Origin of the sequence: Pseudomonas marginalis (assembly GCF_001645105.1) — a bacterium.
In the GTDB taxonomy this organism is placed as follows: Bacteria; Pseudomonadota; Gammaproteobacteria; order Pseudomonadales; family Pseudomonadaceae; genus Aquipseudomonas; species Aquipseudomonas petroselini.
This window is the reverse complement of record NZ_LKEG01000025.1, coordinates 32,341-51,312: the sequence shown is the minus strand read 5'-3', so window position 1 is coordinate 51,312 and position 18,972 is coordinate 32,341. Positions and strand designations below refer to the sequence as shown.

Below are 18,972 nucleotides of genomic sequence, written 5' to 3'. Positions count from 1 at the left end.
CTGGAGTTACGATGCACGACCACCTTGCCGAAGTGCCGCTTGAAAAAGCTTATCGGCTGATCAACCACGGTCCCACCGTGCTGGTTTCTGCTCAACACGAGGATACTCGAAATGTGATGGCCGCGGCATGGGCCTGTGCATTGGATTTCTCACCGCCCAAAGTCACTGTGGTGCTGGACAAGATCGCCAAAACCCGCGAACTGGTAGAGCGTAGCGGCCTCTTTGTGATTCAGGTTCCCACCGTGGCACAGCTGCAATTGACCCGCGATGTCGGCAGCGTCAGCCTGCAGGAAGATCCACAGAAGCTGGCTCATAGCGGCGTGGAGCTATTCAGTATCAGCGGCCATGACGTGCCATTCGTGGCCGGCTGCTCAGCCTGGCTTGCGTGCAAACTTTTGCCCGAACCGCACAACCAGTCGACCTACGACCTGTTTATCGGTGAAGTCGTCGCTGCCTGGGCCGACACACGGGTATTCAGCGACGGCCATTGGCACTTTGAGCGTGCGCACCCGGACTTTCGTAGCCTGCACTACATCGCAGGTGGCCACTTTTATGCGATCGGAGAAGCGTTGGACGTCGCGACAAAGGAGGACACGTAATGAACCCCATCGAGAAACGCCCGCTCGGTCAATCCAACGTGGCACTCAGTGCCGTCGGCTTGGGCACGGTGCAGATCGGCTATAACGCCCACATCGATTACGACCAGGCGCTGGCCATCGTGCAGTCAGCTCATGAAGCGGGTATCCGCTATTTTGACACGGCACCGATGTATGGCACTGGCCGCGCGGAATACACCTTGGGTCGTGCGTTACGCGAACTGAATATACGCAACGATGTGGTCGTCAGCACCAAAGTAGGCCGGGTACTCGACACCGGCGACATCCCGGCTGCCCAGCGCCCGGCGGACTCAAGATGGTTCCTGCACAACCCTCACTATCAGTACGATTATACCTATGACGGATTCATGCGCTCGGTGGACCACAGCCTTGAGCGCTCCGGCCTGGATCGTATCGACGTACTCCTGGTGCACGATCTGGGACGTGCCTGGCATGGTCGACGGGCTGAAGTTTATTGGAATCAGATCCGTGAGAGTGGATTCAAGGCGCTGGACGAACTGCGCAGCACAGGGGTGGTGTCTGCCGTTGGCCTGGGTGTCAATGAAACCGAAGTGGTCGTGGAGGTGGCGCGGGAGTTCGCCCTCGACTGTGCGATGATTGCCGGCCGTTATACGCTGCTCAACCATGAGCCACTCAACGGGCATTTTGATGAATTGCAACGTCGCGACGTTTCGATCATCGCGGCAGGCGCCTTCAATTCAGGCGTGCTGGCGATGGGTGCACGTCCCGACGCAATGTTTGATTATCGTGCCGTTCCGGCCGACATCGCAGCGCGCGTGGCTGTCATACAGTCGATCTGCGCCGACCATGGTGTGGCGATGTCGGCTGCAGCGTTGCAGTTTTGCGCCTGCCACCCAGCTGTACGGGCGCTGGTGTTCGGCGCTCAGTCGGTGGCGGAGGTTCAGCAGAACGTCGCAGCGTTTTCGACACGGATCCCCGGCGCATTTTGGGCACAGCTCAAGCAGCAGAAACTTATTCCTGAACACGCACCGGTGCCTGGCGAAACCCCGCGCTGACACGCCAAGAGCGCAGCCCGCAAGGCGCTGCGCTCTCCCAGTGAATGATCTAGTGCAGTTTCAACCGAGGCTCGGTGCCTCGTCCCAGGCGGTTACCCAACATCAGCAATGCGGTAGGCACCAGTCCATAGAGCGCGACCTGGTGCATGCGGTACAGCGATGCATAGAACACCCGCGCCAACCATCCCTCCAGCGTCACACTGCCCGTCAGTTTACCCATCAGGTTACCCACCGCCGAAAAGCGTGACAGCGAGACCAGCGAGCCATAGTCCTTGTAGACATAAGTCGGCAAAGCTTTACCTTCAAGCCGGGCCTGCAGGCTCTTGACCAGCATCGAAGCTTGCTGGTGAGCGGCCTGAGCGCGCGGCGGCACATTCTGCTCACTCCCCGGCTGTGGGCACGCGGCACAGTCACCGAACGCAAAAATATTGTCGTCCAGCGTGGTTTGCAACGTGGGTCGCACCTTCAGCTGGTTGATGGGGTTAGTCTCCAGGCCATCAATATCCTTGAGGAAGAACGGCGCACGAATACCGGCTGCCCACACCTTGAGGTTGGCCTCGATCAATTCTCCGTTGCGGGTTTTAAGGTGTTCGGCAGTAACCTCACTGACGGCAGCGTTTGTCATCACGGTCACCCCCAGTTTTTCCAGCGTGCGGTGCACGGGATCGCTGATGCGCTTGGGCAGCGCTGGCAGCACTCGGTCGCCCGCTTCTATCAAGGTGATGTGCATGTCATGCGGCTGAATGCGATCCAGCCCGTAGGCCACCAGCTCATGGGCAGCGTTGTGCAACTCGGCAGCCAGCTCCACGCCCGTTGCGCCGGCACCGACGATCGCCACACGGATTTTCTCACCCGCAACGCCGAGCGCCTGAGCACGCAGGTAGTGGTTCAGCAACTGCTGATGGAAGCGTTCGGCTTGCTGGCGGGTGTCGAGGAACAGGCAGTGCTGTGCCGCACCGACGGTGCCAAAATCATTGGTGGTGCTGCCGACGGCGATGACCAGGGTGTCATAGTTCAAAACACGTTCAGGCACCAACTGCCGGCCGGCGCCATCCAGGGTAGGTGCAAGCCGAACGGATCTGGCGGCACGGTCCAGGCCGCTCATGCGGCCGAGTTGGAAATGGAAGTGGTTCCACTTGGCCTGGGCCACGTAGTTCAACTCGTCATCGTGGGCATTGAGTGAGCCCGCCGCGACTTCATGCAACAGTGGCTTCCAGATGTGCGTGAGGTTGGCGTCAACGAGGGTGATGTGAGCGGTGCCGCGCTTGCCAAGGGTCTTGCCCAAACGCGTCGCAAGTTCCAGACCGCCAGCGCCACCGCCGACAATCAAAATACGGTGTGTCATTGAAGGGTCTCATTGCTTTTACAGGGGGAGACAGGACGGATCCTGTAGCGCCCAGGCACACGGCGTTGCGTCGGTGCCTGGGCGGGGTGATTTCAACGCTTATGACTTACCAATCCTGGCGGGTCGGCGAAATGATCAGGTCGTTGACGGTGACGTTTTCAGGCTGATTCAGTGCATACACCACTGCGCGACCAATGTCGTCCGGCGAGATAGCGATTTTATTCAGCTCTTGAGCCGCTTTACGGCCTGCCGGGTCGGTGACTTTATCGGCCCAACCGGTGTTAATCACACCCGGGCTGACCGTGTTGACACGGATGCCGTGCTGCACGCCCAGCTCTTTGCGCATCGACTCAGTCATGGCCTGCACGAAGAACTTAGTGGCGCTGTAGATACCTGCAGCAGGTCCGACCTGGTGACCGGCGACCGAATCCATATTCAGGATCTGGCCCGACTTCTGTTTCAGCATGAACGGCAACACCGCTGCGATACCATGCAGGTAGCCTTTGATGTTCACGTTGATCATCTTTTCCCAATCATCGGTGGCCAGGTCGACCCAATTGGAAAACAGCATCAAGCCTGCGTTGTTGATCAGGATATCCACCGAACCGAAAGAGTCCTGGGCGAATTGCGCGAGCGCTTTCATATCCTCAGGGTTGGTAACGTCGCTGACGCGACCTACCGCTTCACCGCCCTTGCCTTTCAGTTCGCTGACGATGGCGTCCAGGCCTTGCTGGTCCAGGGCTGCTGCGACAATTCGAACGCCTTTCTCGGACAAGGCACGTGCCGATGCAGCACCCAGGCCGGACGATGCGCCAGTGATGATCGCGGTTTTATTCTGCAGATAGTTCATGGGCGTTCCTCTCGTTGGTGACTGCCCGTCTGTGCGGGCAGTTTTTGGGGTTATCGCGGATATAAGCGGATCAGTAGTTGCCGACAGGCCAGTCGGTGTAGCCTTTGGCGCCGCCGCCGTAATACGACTCGCGCGGTGCGATGGTCAGTTCGGCCCCACGACGCAAGCGCTCAACCAGGTCCGGGTTGGAGATAAACAGGCGACCAAACGCTACGGCGTCGATCTTGCCTTGGGCGCGGCGCTCGATAGCCATGTCCAGGTCGTAGTTGTTGTTGCCGATGAAGGGCCCGTTGAACTGCGCGCTCAATGCGTCCATGTCCACGCCTTCCGGCACTTCACGCGAGGTGGCGGTAGCGCCTTCAACGAAGTGCAGGTACGCCAGGTCGAAGGCGTTCAACTGCTGGATCAGGTAGCCGTACATCGCCATCACGTTGCTGTCGGGCGGCGTGTTGCCGGCGTCAGGCGTCACCGGCGACAAACGGATGCCAACCCGGTCGTTGCCCCAGATCTTGATGATTGCTTCGGTCACTTCCAGGGTGAGGCGCGCACGGTTCTCGATGGAGCCGCCGTACTGGTCGGTGCGATGGTTGGTCGAGTCCCGCAGGAACTGGTCCAGCAGGTAGCTGTTGGCCGAGTGAACCTCTACACCATCAAAACCAGCGCGCTTGGCATTCTCGGCAGCACGTTTGTACTGCTCGATGATCCCCGGGATCTCATCGGTTTCAAGCGCCCGTGGCATCGACACCGGGACGAAGCCGTTGGTGGTATAGGTGTCGCCTTCGGCCTTGATCGCGGAAGGCGCGACCGGTGCGGCACCGTCAGGTTGCAGCTCAACACTGGAGAACCGCCCCACATGCCACAGCTGGCTGACGATCTTGCCGCCGGCGGCATGCACGGCGTCCGTCACTTTCTTCCAGCCCGCAACCTGCTCCTCGCTCCAGATGCCAGGGGTGGCCGCGTAACCGCGGCCTTGCGCGGAAATATTGGTGGCCTCGGCGACGATCAAGCCCGCCGTGGCGCGTTGAGCGTAATACTCGGCGTGCAGCTCGTTGGGGATGCCATCTTCGGCATAGCGGCTACGGGTTACAGGCGCCATCAAAATACGGTTGGCGAGTTTCATCGCGCCCAGGCTGATGGGGGTGAATAAGTCGGTACGAGTCGCGTTATCTGTCATGATAGACCTCAGTTAAATAGACCGGTCGTCTAGTAATTTAGTAAAAAATAGCTACGACAAAAGTCGCTTTGCCAGCGTCAGGGATGCTTCAAAGGCGTCGTCGCGCTTGCCGATCTTCATCATCAACGAAGCGCCGAGCCAAACCTGATAGAGCGATTGCGCAAGCGTCGCGCTTGGCGCTGTGGACGTGATCGAGCCATCGACAAGCCCCTGCTCAATACAGCGCTCAAGCTTTGCGTGGATAGTCTGCGTGCCTCGGTCGAGCACCAGGCGCATGCCCTCCGAGAGATCACAGACCTCGGCACCCAACTTGACCACCAGGCACTTGTCGGTAGGCAAATCAGAGCACTGGGTCTGCGCCCAATACTGGAAGTAACTCAGCAACCTTTGCGCGGCGGGTGCAGAGCCCATCAACAGCGTGTCGACTGTTGCGAGGTAGTCGGAAAAATACTGTTCAAGCAATGCCTGACCAAATTCTTCCTTGGATTTGAAGTAGTGGTAGAACGAACCTTTCGGCACGCTCGCAGCCGCTACCACCTCAGCTAACCCTACGCTGGTGTAGCCTTTGTGAGTCATCAACGTCCTGGCGACATCCAGGATGTGTTGGCGTGTTTCAGAATGATGCTTTTTCATAATGCAGCCACTCTAATTAAAACTAGACCGGTCGTCTAGTAGATTTTAGAATAGCCTCACGTTCTACGACCAACGGCGAACGAAGACAAATGACAGGGTCACGCTCATGAACACCCCTCCCCCCACGTCAACGTTCAATACCGAGTGCCTTGCGCAATTCAACCTCAATTGCCTGGTGATCTTCGCTGCGCTTTATCAGGAAAAAAGTGTCACCAGGGCGTCCGAGCGCTTGAACATTGGACAGCCCGCGGTCAGCAACAGCCTGTCCAAGCTCAGGCTGATTTTTCAGGACCCACTGTTTTTTCGCCGAAACGCAGAGATGGTGCCCACCGCAGTCGCCGATGATATTGCGCAGCATGTGATACCGCTATTGAGCGGTATTGGCCATGTACTTGAGCGATACACCGTACCGCCCTTTTGACACGCGTCACGGTAGACCTGAAATCTCAACATTATGCTGCGCAACCGAAAAGTTCATTTTGTGTATCATTAGGGGAGAAATCTATTCCAGGCATGCTGTCTGGCGATACGCCCCAAGGTGCTGCACTCAATGACCGACCCCGCCCCAACCCCTGTTCCACGCGCAAAAGGCCGCCCGCGCGCGTTCGACCGCGACCAGGCTCTGCTGCATGCGCTTGCAGTGTTTTGGAAGCGTGGCTACGAGCCGGCCTCTGTGGCGGAATTGTGTTCAGCCATGAGTATCAGCCCTCCCAGCCTGTATGCGGCGTTTGGCAACAAAGCCAAGTTGTTTCTGGAAGCGGTTGCCTACTACGAAGCGACCTTCTGGGATGCCACGTGGGAGCGCATGGACACCGAGCCGGACATCGTGCGCGCCATCAGCGACTTCTTCCACACCTCAGCGTCGATCCTGACCGAACCCGAGGCCCCCTGTGGCTGCATGGTCGTACTCGCGGCCGTCAATGTCTCCGACGATGCCGGAGAAGTCACCGCCACCCTCAAGGCCTTGCGCCAAGAGGGCCGTGACTACCTGCAGCAACGGTTGGACCGCGCGGTTGCGGACAGGCAACTGCGCCACGACACCAATACCCGCCTGCTCGCCTCTGCCTTGAATACCCTGCTCGAAGGCATGTCGCTGCAAGCGCATGACGCTGCCAGCCGTGAAGACCTCCAAGGCATAGGCGCCACAGCGGTAGCCATGCTTGCTCCTGCCCTCGTAGAGCCCGCATAGGCGCGGACGACCTCTGACAATGGAGGGTGCTGGAAGCACTGCACCCTCCTGGCGATCTCCGTGATTCAATTCACGAACGACTGCTGCCCCTCCCCCAACGCCACCTCGACAATATAATGCCCGTTCTTCGTGACCCGGCTTGGGTACAGATTGGCCATTTCTGTTTCATGGGGAGCAAGCACCCGCGACATCTCTCCGCCGACCGTTTTCATTATTTCATCGGAGGTCATGATTAAATTGGTCTGACTTCCGAATGCCAGCCCTACCGGAAGATAAAAGGGATCGGCCGGGTTGCCGCCATGAAGATTCTCATGGCGGTAAACCAAATCACCGGTATAGACGAACACATCGGCACTTTGCGGCTTGTTATCGTTCCTGATAACAATGTACTGCGACGCAGCAGTGTGGGTGTCTTTCGCCAGGCGCACATCAACACCCGGGAACAGATCTTCAATATCCCCCTTGAGCCCACGCATTCTGCCTTCACGCGCCAACTGCACGGCGTAGATCATGTCACCGGTGTCAGTTGCGGTGAGCAACCAGCGAAACCGGCGCTCCATTGCCATGATCGAAACCCAGGAGGCTAACTCTTCCTGCTGAATGTAGAAGGTTGCATTGGGGAAAAGCTCCAGCCCTCCCATGTGATCAAAGTGCGCATGAGTGAGGACCACGTCCGTCACCTCTTCCGGCTTACACCCCACTTCAGCCAAGACATCTTGCGGCCCGAACCAATTCTGGACATTAAAGCGATTGACGAATTCGGCACCGTGGGACGCGTTGTTGAGCCCGCAGTCCAGGAGGATGGTACGCCCCTGGCCTTTTAGCAACGTGTAGCAATAAGGGAGCTTTGCGGTTCCAGCATTGTGCTTCCCGTACACCAGAGAGCTCTCAGCGGCATCAGGTACCCATGCGTATTCGAGCATCCAGATTGAGTAATTCGACATTTTCCTATCCTTCTTGTTGTTGGGATTTTGTCTACGTATTGCTCACGATTACAGCCGCGTGATTGGCACAGCATGAATGGCTGAAATCCACCACTTCGAATCCCGGCAAGCATCGGGATGCAGACTCAAGCTCTTTCCACGCCGCTTGCAACAGAGGTAATGGATCGAGCGCCGCTGAATGGCCTGACAAGGTGCCGTCAATCGCCTTGGCGGTTTGTGTGAGGCGCTCCAGCCCACCCTTCATATGCCGGTGAAAATGCGCAGTCCTTTGGGTTGATGTGAGGCCCAGCAAAAGATCCCGGCCCTCTGCTATCTGCGCGACAGCCGCCAGGCGGGCAGCATGATCCAGCGCGGCTCTCGAGCGCTCAAACGACATCGCCAGCAACACAGCGGCAAGCCTGCTTGCCGCGTCTTGAAGCTGCTGGAAAACACGTTGGGCGCCCGCCGCGTAAGCGACGGTGGCGTCATCAAAACCCGCCGAGGAACTGACCCTCGTGAGCACAACACTTGCCCCCTTCATGCGCCGATCTCAACTGACGGGAGTTTTTGCCCCAGGATCATATCGGCGGCTTTTTCCGCAATCATGTAGGTGGTCGCGTTCGTATTGGCAGAGGGCATCGACGGCATAATGGAGGCGTCTACCACCCTTAAGCCCTGCAGACCATGCACGCGAAGCTCGGCGTCAACCACGGTTAACGGCTGATCTTCAGGGCCCATGCGGGCCGTGCCCATCATGTGATACACCGTGGTGCCCATGCGCCTGGCGAAGTCGAGCAACTCATCATCGGTCTGCAGGTCAGCGGACGGAGAGGTTTCCGACTCAACGAATCGTGCCAAGGCGGGGCTGCGGAAAAGCTGGCGGGCCACTTTCATCCCACCAATGAGGACTTGCTGGTCCGTCTCGTGGGCCAGGTAGTTGGGTTGAATTATCGGTTTGTCGAACGCATCACGACTGCGCGCACGCACATACCCCAAACTCTCGGGGCGCTCCTGCCATACGCCTAACGTAAGCCCAGGGTGAGAATCGAGCAGGCCCACGACGCCCTCACGAAAGCTGGCAGGTGAACACGCAAACTCCAGATCCGGGCGATCAACCGAAGGATCGGATTTGCAGAACAAGTGAACCAGGGAAGGGCTGACCGCCAGAAGGCTGGGGCGTCGTAGCAACCAACGCCCGATTTCCAGCAACAACGCGGGGCCCTGCACCATCTGATTGATGGTGCGGATTCCCTTAACGCGCGAAACCATCCGAACCGCATAGTGATCGCGCAGATTCCGCCCCACGCCCTCCAGCGCATGCACGACCGGAACACCAATCTCAGCCAGCACATCGACCGGTCCCACGCCGGAAATCTGCAGCAATTTCGGGGTATTGAGTGCACCGGCAGACAGGATCACCTCATGCCGGGCGTGAATTTCGACCACCTTGCCATGAGGGCCACCCTGGATGTAACGGATGCCCACCGCACGCTTGCCCTCAAAAATGATATTCGTCACCTGGGCATCGGTACGTACGCTGACGTGCTTGCGTTTTTCCGCCGTACGCAGGAACGCTTTGGCGGAGCTGTAGCGAAACCCGTTGTGAATCGTGCGCTGAAAGAACCCCACGCCCTCCTGCCTGCCCGCATTGTGATCCGGATTGCGTGGAATCCCGATTGACTCAGCGGCATCCACCAGCGCGTTACTGACCGGGTGATGCCAGTCCAGGGGCGAGATCGGCAGCTCACCACTGCGACCACGAAACGTAGCGTTTTCCGGGCCTTCCCACGCTTCTGAGCGTTTGAAATAGGGAAGCACGTCCTGGTAGGCCCAGCCTGGGTTTCCTGCGGCGGCCCAACCGTCGTAATCAGCGGCTTGGCCGCGGACGTAATTTAAACCATTGATCGAGCTGGATCCGCCTAACACCCGCCCCTGAGGCAGCGAAAAGCGTCGATTGTTGGTACCTGGACTCGGCTCTGCCTCGAAATTCCAAGTCAACGTCTTGCTGTAAATATTCTTGATGTACCCCGCAGGGATGTGAATCAGCGGGTTCGTGTCACGAGGACCCGCCTCAAGCACACAAACGCTCTTGCCCCCAGCGCTCAGACGGTTGGTGAGAACGCATCCGGCTGTACCTGCACCTACGACGATGTAATCGAAGACTTCCTTCAGACCGGTATCGATGACCATTGAAGACCTCATTTGCGCATGGGTGCGGACCATGGGTTCCCGGCACCCTTTATTGTATTTATTGAGCAAATTCACGCTATATTATTGTACTACAATATGTCAAGAATACTGATTCACGCTGCTTCAGCCTGGTGAGTGTTGAGAGGTTGCGCCTATGACCTTTCGTCGTCCGCCAGAACACAGCGCCAACAACGACAATCCAAACACTTGGCAGACGCGTGAAGAACTCCTAGAGTGCGATAGTAGGACGCTAATATTGTAATACAATAATAAGGTAGAAATATGACTACTAAAGCTTCTCCCCTCACCAGGGAAATGTCATTGCCGGGAGACAGAATTGATGCGGGCAAACGGCGCGTATTGATCTCAAGCGTCATAGGCAGCGTCATTGAGTGGTACGACTACACGCTCTATGGCGTCGCCGCTGCGCTGGTGTTCAACCACCTTTTTTTCCCAAACTTCAGTCCTGCTGCTGGCACCATCGCGGCATTTGGATCGTTCGCCGTAGGATTCATCGCACGGCCGCTGGGTGGTTTTTTTGCGGGACAGATGGGCGACAGACTGGGGCGTAAAAAAACCCTGGTACTGACCCTGATGCTCATGGGCGTTTCGACAACATTGATCGGAATGCTACCGACCTACCAACAGATCGGCATGTGGGCCCCCGCACTGCTAATACTGCTGCGCGTCGTGCAAGGGTTTGCAGTGGGTGGAGAATGGGGAGGCGCCGTGCTCATGGCCGTGGAGCATGCGCCTGATAATCGTCGAGGCATGTGGGGAGCATTCCCCCAAACCGGCGTCTCTACGGGCCTGGTGCTGGGTTCAGCGGCGTTCGCTGCGGCGTCTGCATTACCAGAATCGGAATTCCTTAGCTGGGGATGGCGTATTCCTTTTCTGTTCAGTGTCTTGCTGGCTGCAGTGGGTCTTTTCATACGGCTCAAGACCGAAGAATCACCGGCCTTTCTAGCCATGACAAAGTCTGTCGCGCAGCGAAAAAGTCCTATCTCGCAAGTGTTCACGACTCAACGCAAGCCACTGCTTCTGGCGCTGGGCGTGCGTTTTGCAGAAGGTGGAAATTACTATATTTACACCGTGTTCATTCTCGCCTTTGTGTCGCAGTACACCCAGATACCCAAGAGCGACGTGCTCCTGGTGGTGATGCTGGCGGCGCTATTCAACATTGTCTCAATCCCCTTCTGGGGTGCCGTCTCGGACCGCATCGGGCGCCGTCCGGTATTCATAGGGGGCGCGTTATTTATCGCAATCACCGCCTACCCGTTCTTTTTGATGGCCATGAGTGGCTCGCTGGTATTGCTGGCGATAGCGCTTATCGCGGTACTTTGCCTCGGCCATGGTCCGGTCTACGGCACACTGGCGGCCTATTACTCAGAACTGTTCCCCACCGCGGTGCGCTATACCGGGATTTCAATCGGCTACCAGGCGGCCTCGATTCTGCTGGGGGGGATTACCCCAATGCTTGCCAGCGCACTAATCCTTTGGGCTGACGGCTCTCCTTGGGCAGTGATCCTCATGATGACCCTGAGCGCTCTGGTTGCGGCAACCACTATGTTCATCAGCCCGGAGACATTCCGGCGAGACCTCAAGAACATCTGACCTGACAATTTCAAACGCTTGGACCGGGTGCCTTCCTTGCTGATCGCAAGCGAGTAAACACCCGGTATATCCCCTTATCCGTCTCACCTTTTAAATGGCTCGATCAGTGGCCAGGCACGCCTGCGCGCCCAATATTCGGGGCTTTCAGCCCACATGGAAAAAATATCCGGCACGTCCCGAAAAGCTGCCGATCACCTATTGCAATTTGGTTTTGTTCGGATATATTCGCTTACAACAGATCAATAATATTGTAATACAAAAACACAAAAATTTATACTTCAGACCTGCCTACGCCGCATTTATCGGTACCACCGATAACAACGCCGCCGGGCATCTGAATACTTGCAAGTCATTCATGAGCGTCTTCAAGACGCCTAAGGAGCACGTCCGCATGCCTCGTATGATTGCTGCAGTGGCCACCCAGGCCAAAAGCCCGCTAGAACTCAGAGAATTGACGATCGCCGAACCGGAGGGGAATGAAATCCTCATCCGCACGGTCGCCACGGGTATTTGCCACACTGACCTACTGTTGCGAGACGGTATTTTTGGCCCGAAGCACCCGGTAATCCCGGGCCACGAAGGCGTCGGCATAATCGAGGCAGTCGGTAGCGACGTAAAAAGCCTGCAGGTGGGCGATCACGTTGCACTGAGCCAGAGTTCCTGCGGCTACTGCTCAGACTGCCGTCGCGCGCACCCGATGAACTGCAGGAATTACGTCCAGTACAACCTGACCGGCGCTCGGCCCAACGGCAAACGCGCCATCCTGGATGCGGACATTGCATCGAATTTCGTCGGCCAGTCCTCGTTCGCCAGCTACATCCTCGCGACAGAAAACAATGCGGTAAAGCTGCCCAAAGACTTTGATTTGAAGATCGCAGCACCATTGGGGTGCGGCATGGCCACGGGCGCCGGCACCGTCATGAACGCGATGCAGCCGCCCGTGGGCTCCACCATCGCAATATTCGGCTGCGGTGCGGTAGGCCTGGCGGCAATCATGGCGGCAAAGATCCGACGTTGCAGCGTGATTGTCGCCGTCGACCTGCACGACTCGCGCCTGCAGATGGCCAAGGACCTTGGGGCCACACACGTCATCAACGGTCGTGCGACGGATATCGTCGAGCAGATTCAGAAAATCACGGACGGCGGTTCCGACTTCAGCATCGATGCCGTCGGTTTGCCCAACGTTATTCGTAACGCCGTCGAGTCGACTCGCCCAGGTGGTCACTGCGCCCTGCTCGGTCTCGATAGCCTGGGCAAAGACATCCCGATCCTCCTCGATTGGATTGCATTCAACCGCAAGCTTCAGGGCGTGATTCTGGGAGACCAGATCCCCCAGGTATTCATCCCTCAGTTGGTGCAGTTGCAGCAGGAAGGGATGTTTCCGTTCGAGCGTTTTATCACGCACTACCCGTTTGAAAAGATCAACGAAGCCATCGCCGATGCCGAGTCCGGCAAGGTCATCAAACCCGTCTTGCTTTTCTGAAGGAGCCCTTATGACTGCCATCTATGTGGTTGCCAGCTTCACCGTAAAACCCGAGAGCATTACGCAAGGCAGCGCCCTGATCCAGGGTCTGGCCGGTCCATCGCTGAAGCAGAAAGGCTGCCTGTTCTACGACGTGTACCAATCGACCGAAAACAACAGCGAGTTCGTCATCGTCGATGGGTGGGCAACTCAAGAAGACGTTGACGGGCATGCCAATAGTGAGCATGTCGCCAAAACAGTCGAAAGGCTCAATCCACTGTTGGCAGAGCCTATTTCGGTCAAGACCTATCGCAAGCTTTAGTAAACCTCTCCACAAGCATGATGCGTTCCCTTAAAACAACAATACGAGGCAACAAAAATGGAAAACGTAAAAGGCAAAGTTGTAGCAATTACAGGCGCCAGCAGCGGTATCGGTGAAGCAACTGCAAGGCACTTGGCCGGCTTGGGCGCCAAAGTCGTCATTGGTGCGCCTGCCAATACCGTGTCCGCGATGGAAAAGATCGTTAAGGAAATTCAGAGCGCTGGCGGCACTGCCACTCACGTAGTGGTCGACGTCACACGCCGCCAAGACGTTCAGCACTTTGTCGACGTCGCCGTGGAAACCTATGGCCGCCTGGACGTGATCGTGAACAACGCCGGGATCATGCCACTGTCCCCGATCGAGGCCCTCAAAGTAGATGAGTGGGACGCCATGATCGACATCAATATCAAGGGCGTCCTGTATGGCATTGCTGCTGCCCTGCCCGTGATGAAAGCGCAGAACAGCGGCCATATCGTCAACATCGCATCGGTGGCAGGCCACATCGTCACCCGCAACAGCGCGGTGTATTGCGGCACCAAGATTGCGGTACGTGCCATCTCCGAAGGCCTGCGCCAGGAGATTGGTGAGCACATTCGCACCACCATCATCTCGCCGGGTGCCGTTGAGTCCAACTTGGCCTCGACCATCACTGACGTCGAAGCCAAGGCCGAAGAAAAGAAAGTTCGCGACATTGCGATGAAAGCCACCGCCATCGCTGGCGCTATCGCGTTCGCGATGTCCCAGCCGCCGGAAGTCGACGTCAACGAAATCCTGATCCGTCCTACGGCACAACCGTTCTAACCCTGGGTTTACCGGGCAGCCTGGCTGCCCGGTCGCTGGCTTATAATTACAATAACGGAGTCAAGCATGAAATCATCCATCAAGCGGTGGGCGGCTGCGCTCAGCCTCTCTTGCACCGTAGCCCTGTGTGCTCCCGTAGTCTTCGCCGAAGATCTCTACCTGTTGGCTGATACCGCGCCAGCGAGCGGGACCAACCCCCAGACCAAGCCTGACGAATTCAAGAAAAAAGGACCTTGGAAAATTGGTATGAGCCACTACGGTCTTGCCGGTTCAACCCATACCTATCAAACCGCTCATGAAGCCGAACAAACCGTCAAAGGTATCCCACAAATCAAGGAATACCTCTTCCGAAGTGCGGACCTCAGTCAGTCCAAGCAAGCCGCTGACATTGAAGACCTCATCGCCCAAAAAGTCGATGTGCTGATCGTCGCGCCCCTGACCACCACATCAGCTTCGGCAGGTATCGAGAAAGCCCGCGCCGCAGGTATCCCCGTCGTCGTTTACCTGGGCAAAACCAGTACCGACCAATTCACCACCGAGATCCAGGGAGACGACTTCTTCTTCGGCAAGGTGATGGCCGAATACCTTATCAAGCAGACTAACGGCAAAGGCAACATCTGGTTGCTGCGGGGCGTCGCGGGGCACCCGGTTGATGAGGATCGCTACAAAGGCGCAATGGAAGCCTTCAAAGCCGCGCCAGGCATCAAGATCATTTCCGATCAATATGCCAACTGGTCCTACGATGATGCCAAGCGCATGTGCGAAAGCCTCTACCTGTCTAACCCTGAAGTGAACGGCATCTGGGCTGACGGCGCGAACATGTCGCTCGGCTGCGCCGATGCACTGCAGCAAATGGGGGTAGCCACCCTGCCCCCGATCACTGGCGAAGCCATGAACGGCTGGTTGCGCCGCTGGAAGACCGACAACCTGAAATCCATCGGCCCCATCTGCCCACCCGGCTTGAGCGCTGCGGCAATACGCGCTGCCGTTGCGCTGCTTGAGGGCAAGCCTGTCTACAAGCATTACGTGAACCGACCCGATCCGGTCACTACCGAAACTCTGGATAAATACGTGCGCATGGACCTGTCGGATGCTTTCTGGAGCCCTTCCGAAATACCGGAAGAGCAACTCCAGAAATACTACGGCACCAAGTAGTCCTGATGACGCCAACGCGCAGGCATTTGCATGCCTGCGCCTTTAACCGGAGGATCAACCATGCTACGCGCACAGAAGATCATCAAAACGTTTGGCAATACCACTGTGTTGCATGGCATCGACTTTTCACTCGAAAAAGGTTCGATCCATGCATTGACCGGCGAGAACGGCGCCGGCAAATCCACACTTATGAAAATCATCGCGGGCGTGCACAAACCAGACAGCGGCAGCCTGGAACTCAACGGCGAACGCTTGGTGCTCTCATCCCCTCTTGATGCGCTGCACAAGGGCATCTCCACGGTGTTCCAGGAGTTCACGCTCATCCCTAATCTGTCGGTCGCGGAAAATATCTTCCTGGGACGCGAACCGCGCACACGAATGGGAGCGATGGATTACGCAACCGCCGAGGAAAAAGCCACCGAAATACTCTCTCGGGTCGGACTCAACTTCGACCCAAAGACCCTGGTAAAAAACCTGACCGTCGCTCAGCAGCAGGCCGTCGAGATTGCCAAGGGCATATCCGCCAATGCTGACATCTTCATTTTTGACGAGCCGACCGCCGCGCTCAATGCCGCCGACGTAGAGCGGCTGCAACAGCTCATCTACGAGCTGAGGGACGCCGGTAAGGCGATCATTTACATCTCACATCGGTTGCGGGAAATTTTCGAAATGTGCGACACCGTGACGGTGATGAAAGATGGTCGGCATGTCGCCACGCGTCCAACCGCGTCACTGACCGAGCATGAATTGGTCGCACTGATGGTAGGCCGAGACCTCGTCGATTTTTTCCCGCCGCGCGGCGAAGTCGCCAAAAAGGTGGCACTCGACGTACGTGCACTCAAGGTCGAAGCGCATTCGCCCGACGTCCGATTCACCCTCAATCGCGGCGAAATATTGGGCGTGGCCGGCCTGGAGGGCCAGGGCCAGCGGGAGATTGCACGCGCCATCGTCGGACTCAAAGCGGCTGCGCATTCGGACATTGTCAAAATGTCCCCCTCCACCGGCGCTACGATCCGGCTGGCGCCATCGAACGGTATTGAACCGATGATTCGAGCCGGGTTGGGCTTCATCCCTGAGGACAGGAAAAGCGAAGGTCTGTTTTTAAACCTGTCGATCGCCGACAACATCGCGCTGGGTACGCAAATAGGACGCCCCCTTGGCTCGATCCTGACGAATGCAAAATCTGTGGTTGCCGGGCTTATGCGCGATATGAACATTGGCAAAGGCGATTCGCGGGTGATCGTCAAGTCGCTGTCAGGAGGTAACCAGCAAAAAGCCTTGATCGGCCGCTGGCTGGCGTCGGGGGTCGACGTCATCGTTCTTGAAGAGCCGACGCGCGGCGTGGACGTCGGCGCCAAGGCTGAGATTTACCGCCTGCTGCGCGAATTTGTCGAACAGGGCGGAGCACTGTTGGTGCTTTCACGCGAGCTGTTGGAGTTGATCGGCTTGTGCGATCGAATCCTGGTGATCCACGAGGGCCGGATCGTCACGCAAATGAGCGGGTCGGAGGCGACCGAAGAACGCATCTTGCGCGCCGCCATTGGCACGCAACACGCGAATGTACACGTCGCCTCCCACACAGGAGTTCATGCCTTATGAGCGCCCTCAATCTTTTCGCCATGCCTCGCAACTCAAGAAGTGGCACGCTGCGTATCGCGCTGATGATTCTGGCATTGGTCCTGCTGGTCGCCGCCCTCAGCTCACCCGAGTTCTTAACCCGGCAAAACCTCTCCAACGTCATGGCGCAAACCGCCCCGCTGGTGCTCGCTTCGGTTGGCCAAATGATGGTCATCGTCACTGGCGGCCTCGATGTTTCCAACGGTGCTGTCGTGAGTCTCACCACGACCCTGGTGGCCATGCCCTACCCGGCCGCGATGACCTTCAGCATCGCCCTGCTGGCAGCGCTGTCAATCGGCCTGATCAACGGGGTTGGGGTGGCCAGGCTCAACGTTCACCCCATTATCATGACGCTGGCAACCATGAGCTTTGCCCAAGGTTTGGCGCTGCTGCTGCGTCCGATACCAGGCGGTGATGTGCCTTCCTGGCTGACCGCGCTGGTAAACGGCGATGTCGCAGGTGTGCCCTTGTCACTGTTCTGGATCGGCGTACCGGTAGCGGCGGCGGCCTGGCTGCTGTATCGCCGGCCGTTTGGTGTTCACCTGTTTGCCGCCGGCGGCAGTGCCGAGAATGCGCGTCTGAACGGCATCAATACACAACGCATCATCGTTGCTGCTTACCTGTTGAGCTCACTGTTTGCGTTCATTGCCGGTCTCTACCTGGCGGGCCGTCTGTCCTCGGGCGACGCCAAAGTCGGCAACGCGTTCAACCTTGATTCGGTGACGGCAGTGGCGTTAGGCGGTGCTCAACTAAGCGGCGGGGTTGGCAGCCTGCTGGGCACTGTAGTGGGCGCACTGCTGGTAAGCCTGATCGGCAATGCGATGAACCTGTCCAACATTTCCGCTTTTATCCAGATCGGTGTGAAAGGGTTACTGCTGCTGGCAGTGGTAAGCCTGCAACGTCGCAAGGAGATTGGTCTATGAACGCCCGCTCTTATACACCGTTACCCCTAGCAGCCAGGACGACCAGCCAACGGGCTAAAACCGTGTTGCACTGGGTCCTGCAACTGCCCCCCTCTTATCTGGTACTCGCCGCGCTGCTGGTGATCATTGCCTTCTTCGCCAACAACCTGTTGAACCCGATGTTCACCTCAATCATCCTGCGCCAGTGTGCGCCACTGGGCATCATCGTATTGGGGCAGGCACTGGTGATGAGAGCCGGGTCAATTGACCTCTCGGTTGTCGGTGTGTCCGCCATGACCATCTACCTCGTCACATCAGGCGTACTCTCCAGCCTGCATCCTGCGCTTATCGTCATTATCCCGATTCTGCTCGGGATGCTGGTGGGCGTGCTCAACGGCATCTTTATCGCCTACATTCGGGCGTCGGCCGTGATGATCACGCTGGGCATGACGACGGTACTGCTCGGCGCTGTTTCCTGGTTGACCACAGGACAGCCACCTGGGGCAGTTCCTAAATGGCTCAACCTGGTAACCAGCGAACGGCTTTTGGGGTTGTCATACGCGGTTTACATATGGGTCGGGTTGACCATCGTGTTCGCATTGGCGTTGCGCACACTGGTATTCGGTAAGTTTTTAGCAGCCATCGGCGACAGCCCGAAGGCCTCGACCATCTCCGGGTTGCCCGTTCAGCGAGTGATCTTCATCAGCCACGTCGCAGCGGGCATTTTAGGGGCGATGGGGGCCTTGCTACAGACATCGGCATTGGGGGTCGGCAGTATCAAACCAGGGTTGGATATTGCAATGAATGCCATCGCGGCAGCGATATTGGGCGCAGTGACATTCGGCAGCGCGCGCGGCGGCGTGATGGGCCCGTTTATCGCAGTGCTCGCCTTCGGCTACCTCTTTGCGGCACTGACCGTGTTCGGTATCCAGGAGCCCGGCAAGCTGATGGTACAGGGCCTGGTCATCGCCGTGGCAGCGATAAGCGCCGGCGTTCGCCAAAAATAAAGCGCCACGTCAGGCCCGCATAGCCGGGCCTGACGCTCTCATACTTTCTGAATCACCACCCTTGGCATCTCCACATGCCAGGGGCGATGACGCGTCGCTGTTAGTTAGTCATTTGAATGCAAAACAATAATAAAAAGGATGACACCTTCATGAAC

General features: G+C 57.6%; 19 protein-coding genes. 12 read left to right on the top strand and 7 right to left on the bottom strand.

The features are described from left to right. Nucleotides 1-11 precede the first annotated feature (11 nt). Both AO064_RS04405 and AO064_RS04400 read left to right on the top strand, forming a co-directional pair. Complete coding sequence (locus AO064_RS04405; protein WP_064052535.1) at nucleotides 12-599, top strand: flavin reductase family protein; 588 nt, start codon at nucleotides 12-14, stop codon at nucleotides 597-599. Next, the gene (locus tag AO064_RS04400; protein WP_064052534.1) at nucleotides 599-1,633 is read left to right on the top strand and encodes an aldo/keto reductase; all 1,035 of its coding nucleotides are present in this window, start codon (nucleotides 599-601) and stop codon (nucleotides 1,631-1,633) included. The genes AO064_RS04405 and AO064_RS04400 overlap by 1 nt, the downstream gene beginning before the upstream one ends. Nucleotides 1,634-1,682: 49 nt before the next feature. On the opposite strand, the gene AO064_RS04395 is transcribed toward AO064_RS04400, so the two are convergent. From AO064_RS04395 to AO064_RS04380, 4 genes are all read right to left on the bottom strand, one after another. Continuing rightward, nucleotides 1,683-2,978 (bottom strand): NAD(P)/FAD-dependent oxidoreductase, encoded by a 1,296-nt coding sequence (locus AO064_RS04395; RefSeq protein WP_064052533.1) that lies wholly within the window; start codon nucleotides 2,976-2,978, stop codon nucleotides 1,683-1,685. Nucleotides 2,979-3,084: 106 nt separating this feature from the next. Then, nucleotides 3,085-3,828, bottom strand: coding sequence for an SDR family oxidoreductase (locus tag AO064_RS04390; protein ID WP_010656559.1), 744 nt, complete (start codon nucleotides 3,826-3,828; stop codon nucleotides 3,085-3,087). Between the two features lie 70 nt (nucleotides 3,829-3,898). Further along, on the bottom strand, nucleotides 3,899-5,002 hold the full coding sequence (locus AO064_RS04385) for an alkene reductase (protein ID WP_064052532.1): 1,104 nt from the start codon (nucleotides 5,000-5,002) through the stop codon (nucleotides 3,899-3,901). Nucleotides 5,003-5,053: 51 nt separating this feature from the next. Continuing rightward, complete coding sequence (locus AO064_RS04380; protein WP_064052531.1) at nucleotides 5,054-5,635, bottom strand: TetR/AcrR family transcriptional regulator; 582 nt, start codon at nucleotides 5,633-5,635, stop codon at nucleotides 5,054-5,056. Nucleotides 5,636-5,741: 106 nt separating this feature from the next. Here AO064_RS04380 and AO064_RS04375 point away from each other — a divergent pair, with 106 nt between their 5' ends. Both AO064_RS04375 and AO064_RS04370 read left to right on the top strand, forming a co-directional pair. Continuing rightward, entirely contained in the window at nucleotides 5,742-6,056 is a 315-nt protein-coding gene (locus AO064_RS04375; RefSeq protein ID WP_064052530.1) for a helix-turn-helix domain-containing protein, read from the top strand. Nucleotides 6,057-6,185: 129 nt separating this feature from the next. Next, on the top strand, nucleotides 6,186-6,824 hold the full coding sequence (locus tag AO064_RS04370) for a TetR/AcrR family transcriptional regulator (protein ID WP_064052529.1): 639 nt from the start codon (nucleotides 6,186-6,188) through the stop codon (nucleotides 6,822-6,824). 65 nt (nucleotides 6,825-6,889) lie between these two features. On the opposite strand, the gene AO064_RS04365 is transcribed toward AO064_RS04370, so the two are convergent. Genes AO064_RS04365 through AO064_RS04355 form a run of 3 tightly spaced genes read right to left on the bottom strand, consistent with a single transcriptional unit; the run spans nucleotide 6,890 to nucleotide 9,937 of the window. Then, nucleotides 6,890-7,768, bottom strand: a complete 879-nt coding sequence (locus AO064_RS04365) for an N-acyl homoserine lactonase family protein (protein WP_064052528.1) — start codon at nucleotides 7,766-7,768, stop codon at nucleotides 6,890-6,892. 31 nt (nucleotides 7,769-7,799) lie between these two features. Next, nucleotides 7,800-8,288, bottom strand: coding sequence for a hypothetical protein (locus tag AO064_RS30635; protein WP_064052527.1), 489 nt, complete (start codon nucleotides 8,286-8,288; stop codon nucleotides 7,800-7,802). Then, nucleotides 8,285-9,937, bottom strand: a complete 1,653-nt coding sequence (locus tag AO064_RS04355) for a GMC family oxidoreductase (protein ID WP_064052526.1) — start codon at nucleotides 9,935-9,937, stop codon at nucleotides 8,285-8,287. The genes AO064_RS30635 and AO064_RS04355 overlap by 4 nt, the downstream gene beginning before the upstream one ends. 282 nt (nucleotides 9,938-10,219) lie before the next feature. Between AO064_RS04355 and AO064_RS04350 the strand changes: the two genes are divergently transcribed. From AO064_RS04350 to AO064_RS04315, 8 genes are all read left to right on the top strand, one after another. Beyond that, nucleotides 10,220-11,551, top strand: a complete 1,332-nt coding sequence (locus AO064_RS04350; protein ID WP_064052525.1) for an MFS transporter — start codon at nucleotides 10,220-10,222, stop codon at nucleotides 11,549-11,551. A 106-nt stretch (nucleotides 11,552-11,657) separates the two neighbouring features. Then, a complete protein-coding gene (locus AO064_RS04345; RefSeq protein ID WP_208602887.1) occupies nucleotides 11,658-13,034 on the top strand; it encodes an NAD(P)-dependent alcohol dehydrogenase in 1,377 nt (458 codons plus the stop codon). A gap of 10 nt (nucleotides 13,035-13,044) precedes the next feature. Then, nucleotides 13,045-13,335, top strand: a complete 291-nt coding sequence (locus tag AO064_RS04340; RefSeq protein WP_064052523.1) for a putative quinol monooxygenase — start codon at nucleotides 13,045-13,047, stop codon at nucleotides 13,333-13,335. A gap of 57 nt (nucleotides 13,336-13,392) precedes the next feature. Then, complete coding sequence (locus AO064_RS04335) at nucleotides 13,393-14,136, top strand: SDR family oxidoreductase (protein ID WP_064052522.1); 744 nt, start codon at nucleotides 13,393-13,395, stop codon at nucleotides 14,134-14,136. A gap of 66 nt (nucleotides 14,137-14,202) precedes the next feature. Next, nucleotides 14,203-15,291 carry an ABC transporter substrate-binding protein gene (locus tag AO064_RS04330; RefSeq protein ID WP_064052521.1) on the top strand — a complete coding sequence of 363 codons (1,089 nt, stop codon included), beginning with the start codon at nucleotides 14,203-14,205 and terminating at the stop codon, nucleotides 15,289-15,291. Between the two features lie 60 nt (nucleotides 15,292-15,351). Then, nucleotides 15,352-16,890: a sugar ABC transporter ATP-binding protein gene (locus AO064_RS04325; RefSeq protein ID WP_122256173.1), complete on the top strand. Its 1,539-nt coding sequence runs from the start codon at nucleotides 15,352-15,354 to the stop codon at nucleotides 16,888-16,890. Beyond that, nucleotides 16,887-17,831 (top strand): ABC transporter permease, encoded by a 945-nt coding sequence (locus tag AO064_RS04320; protein WP_064052519.1) that lies wholly within the window; start codon nucleotides 16,887-16,889, stop codon nucleotides 17,829-17,831. The genes AO064_RS04325 and AO064_RS04320 overlap by 4 nt, the downstream gene beginning before the upstream one ends. Further along, a complete protein-coding gene (locus tag AO064_RS04315; RefSeq protein WP_064052518.1) occupies nucleotides 17,828-18,817 on the top strand; it encodes an ABC transporter permease in 990 nt (329 codons plus the stop codon). The genes AO064_RS04320 and AO064_RS04315 overlap by 4 nt, the downstream gene beginning before the upstream one ends. The last annotated feature ends 155 nt before the right edge of the window (nucleotides 18,818-18,972 follow it).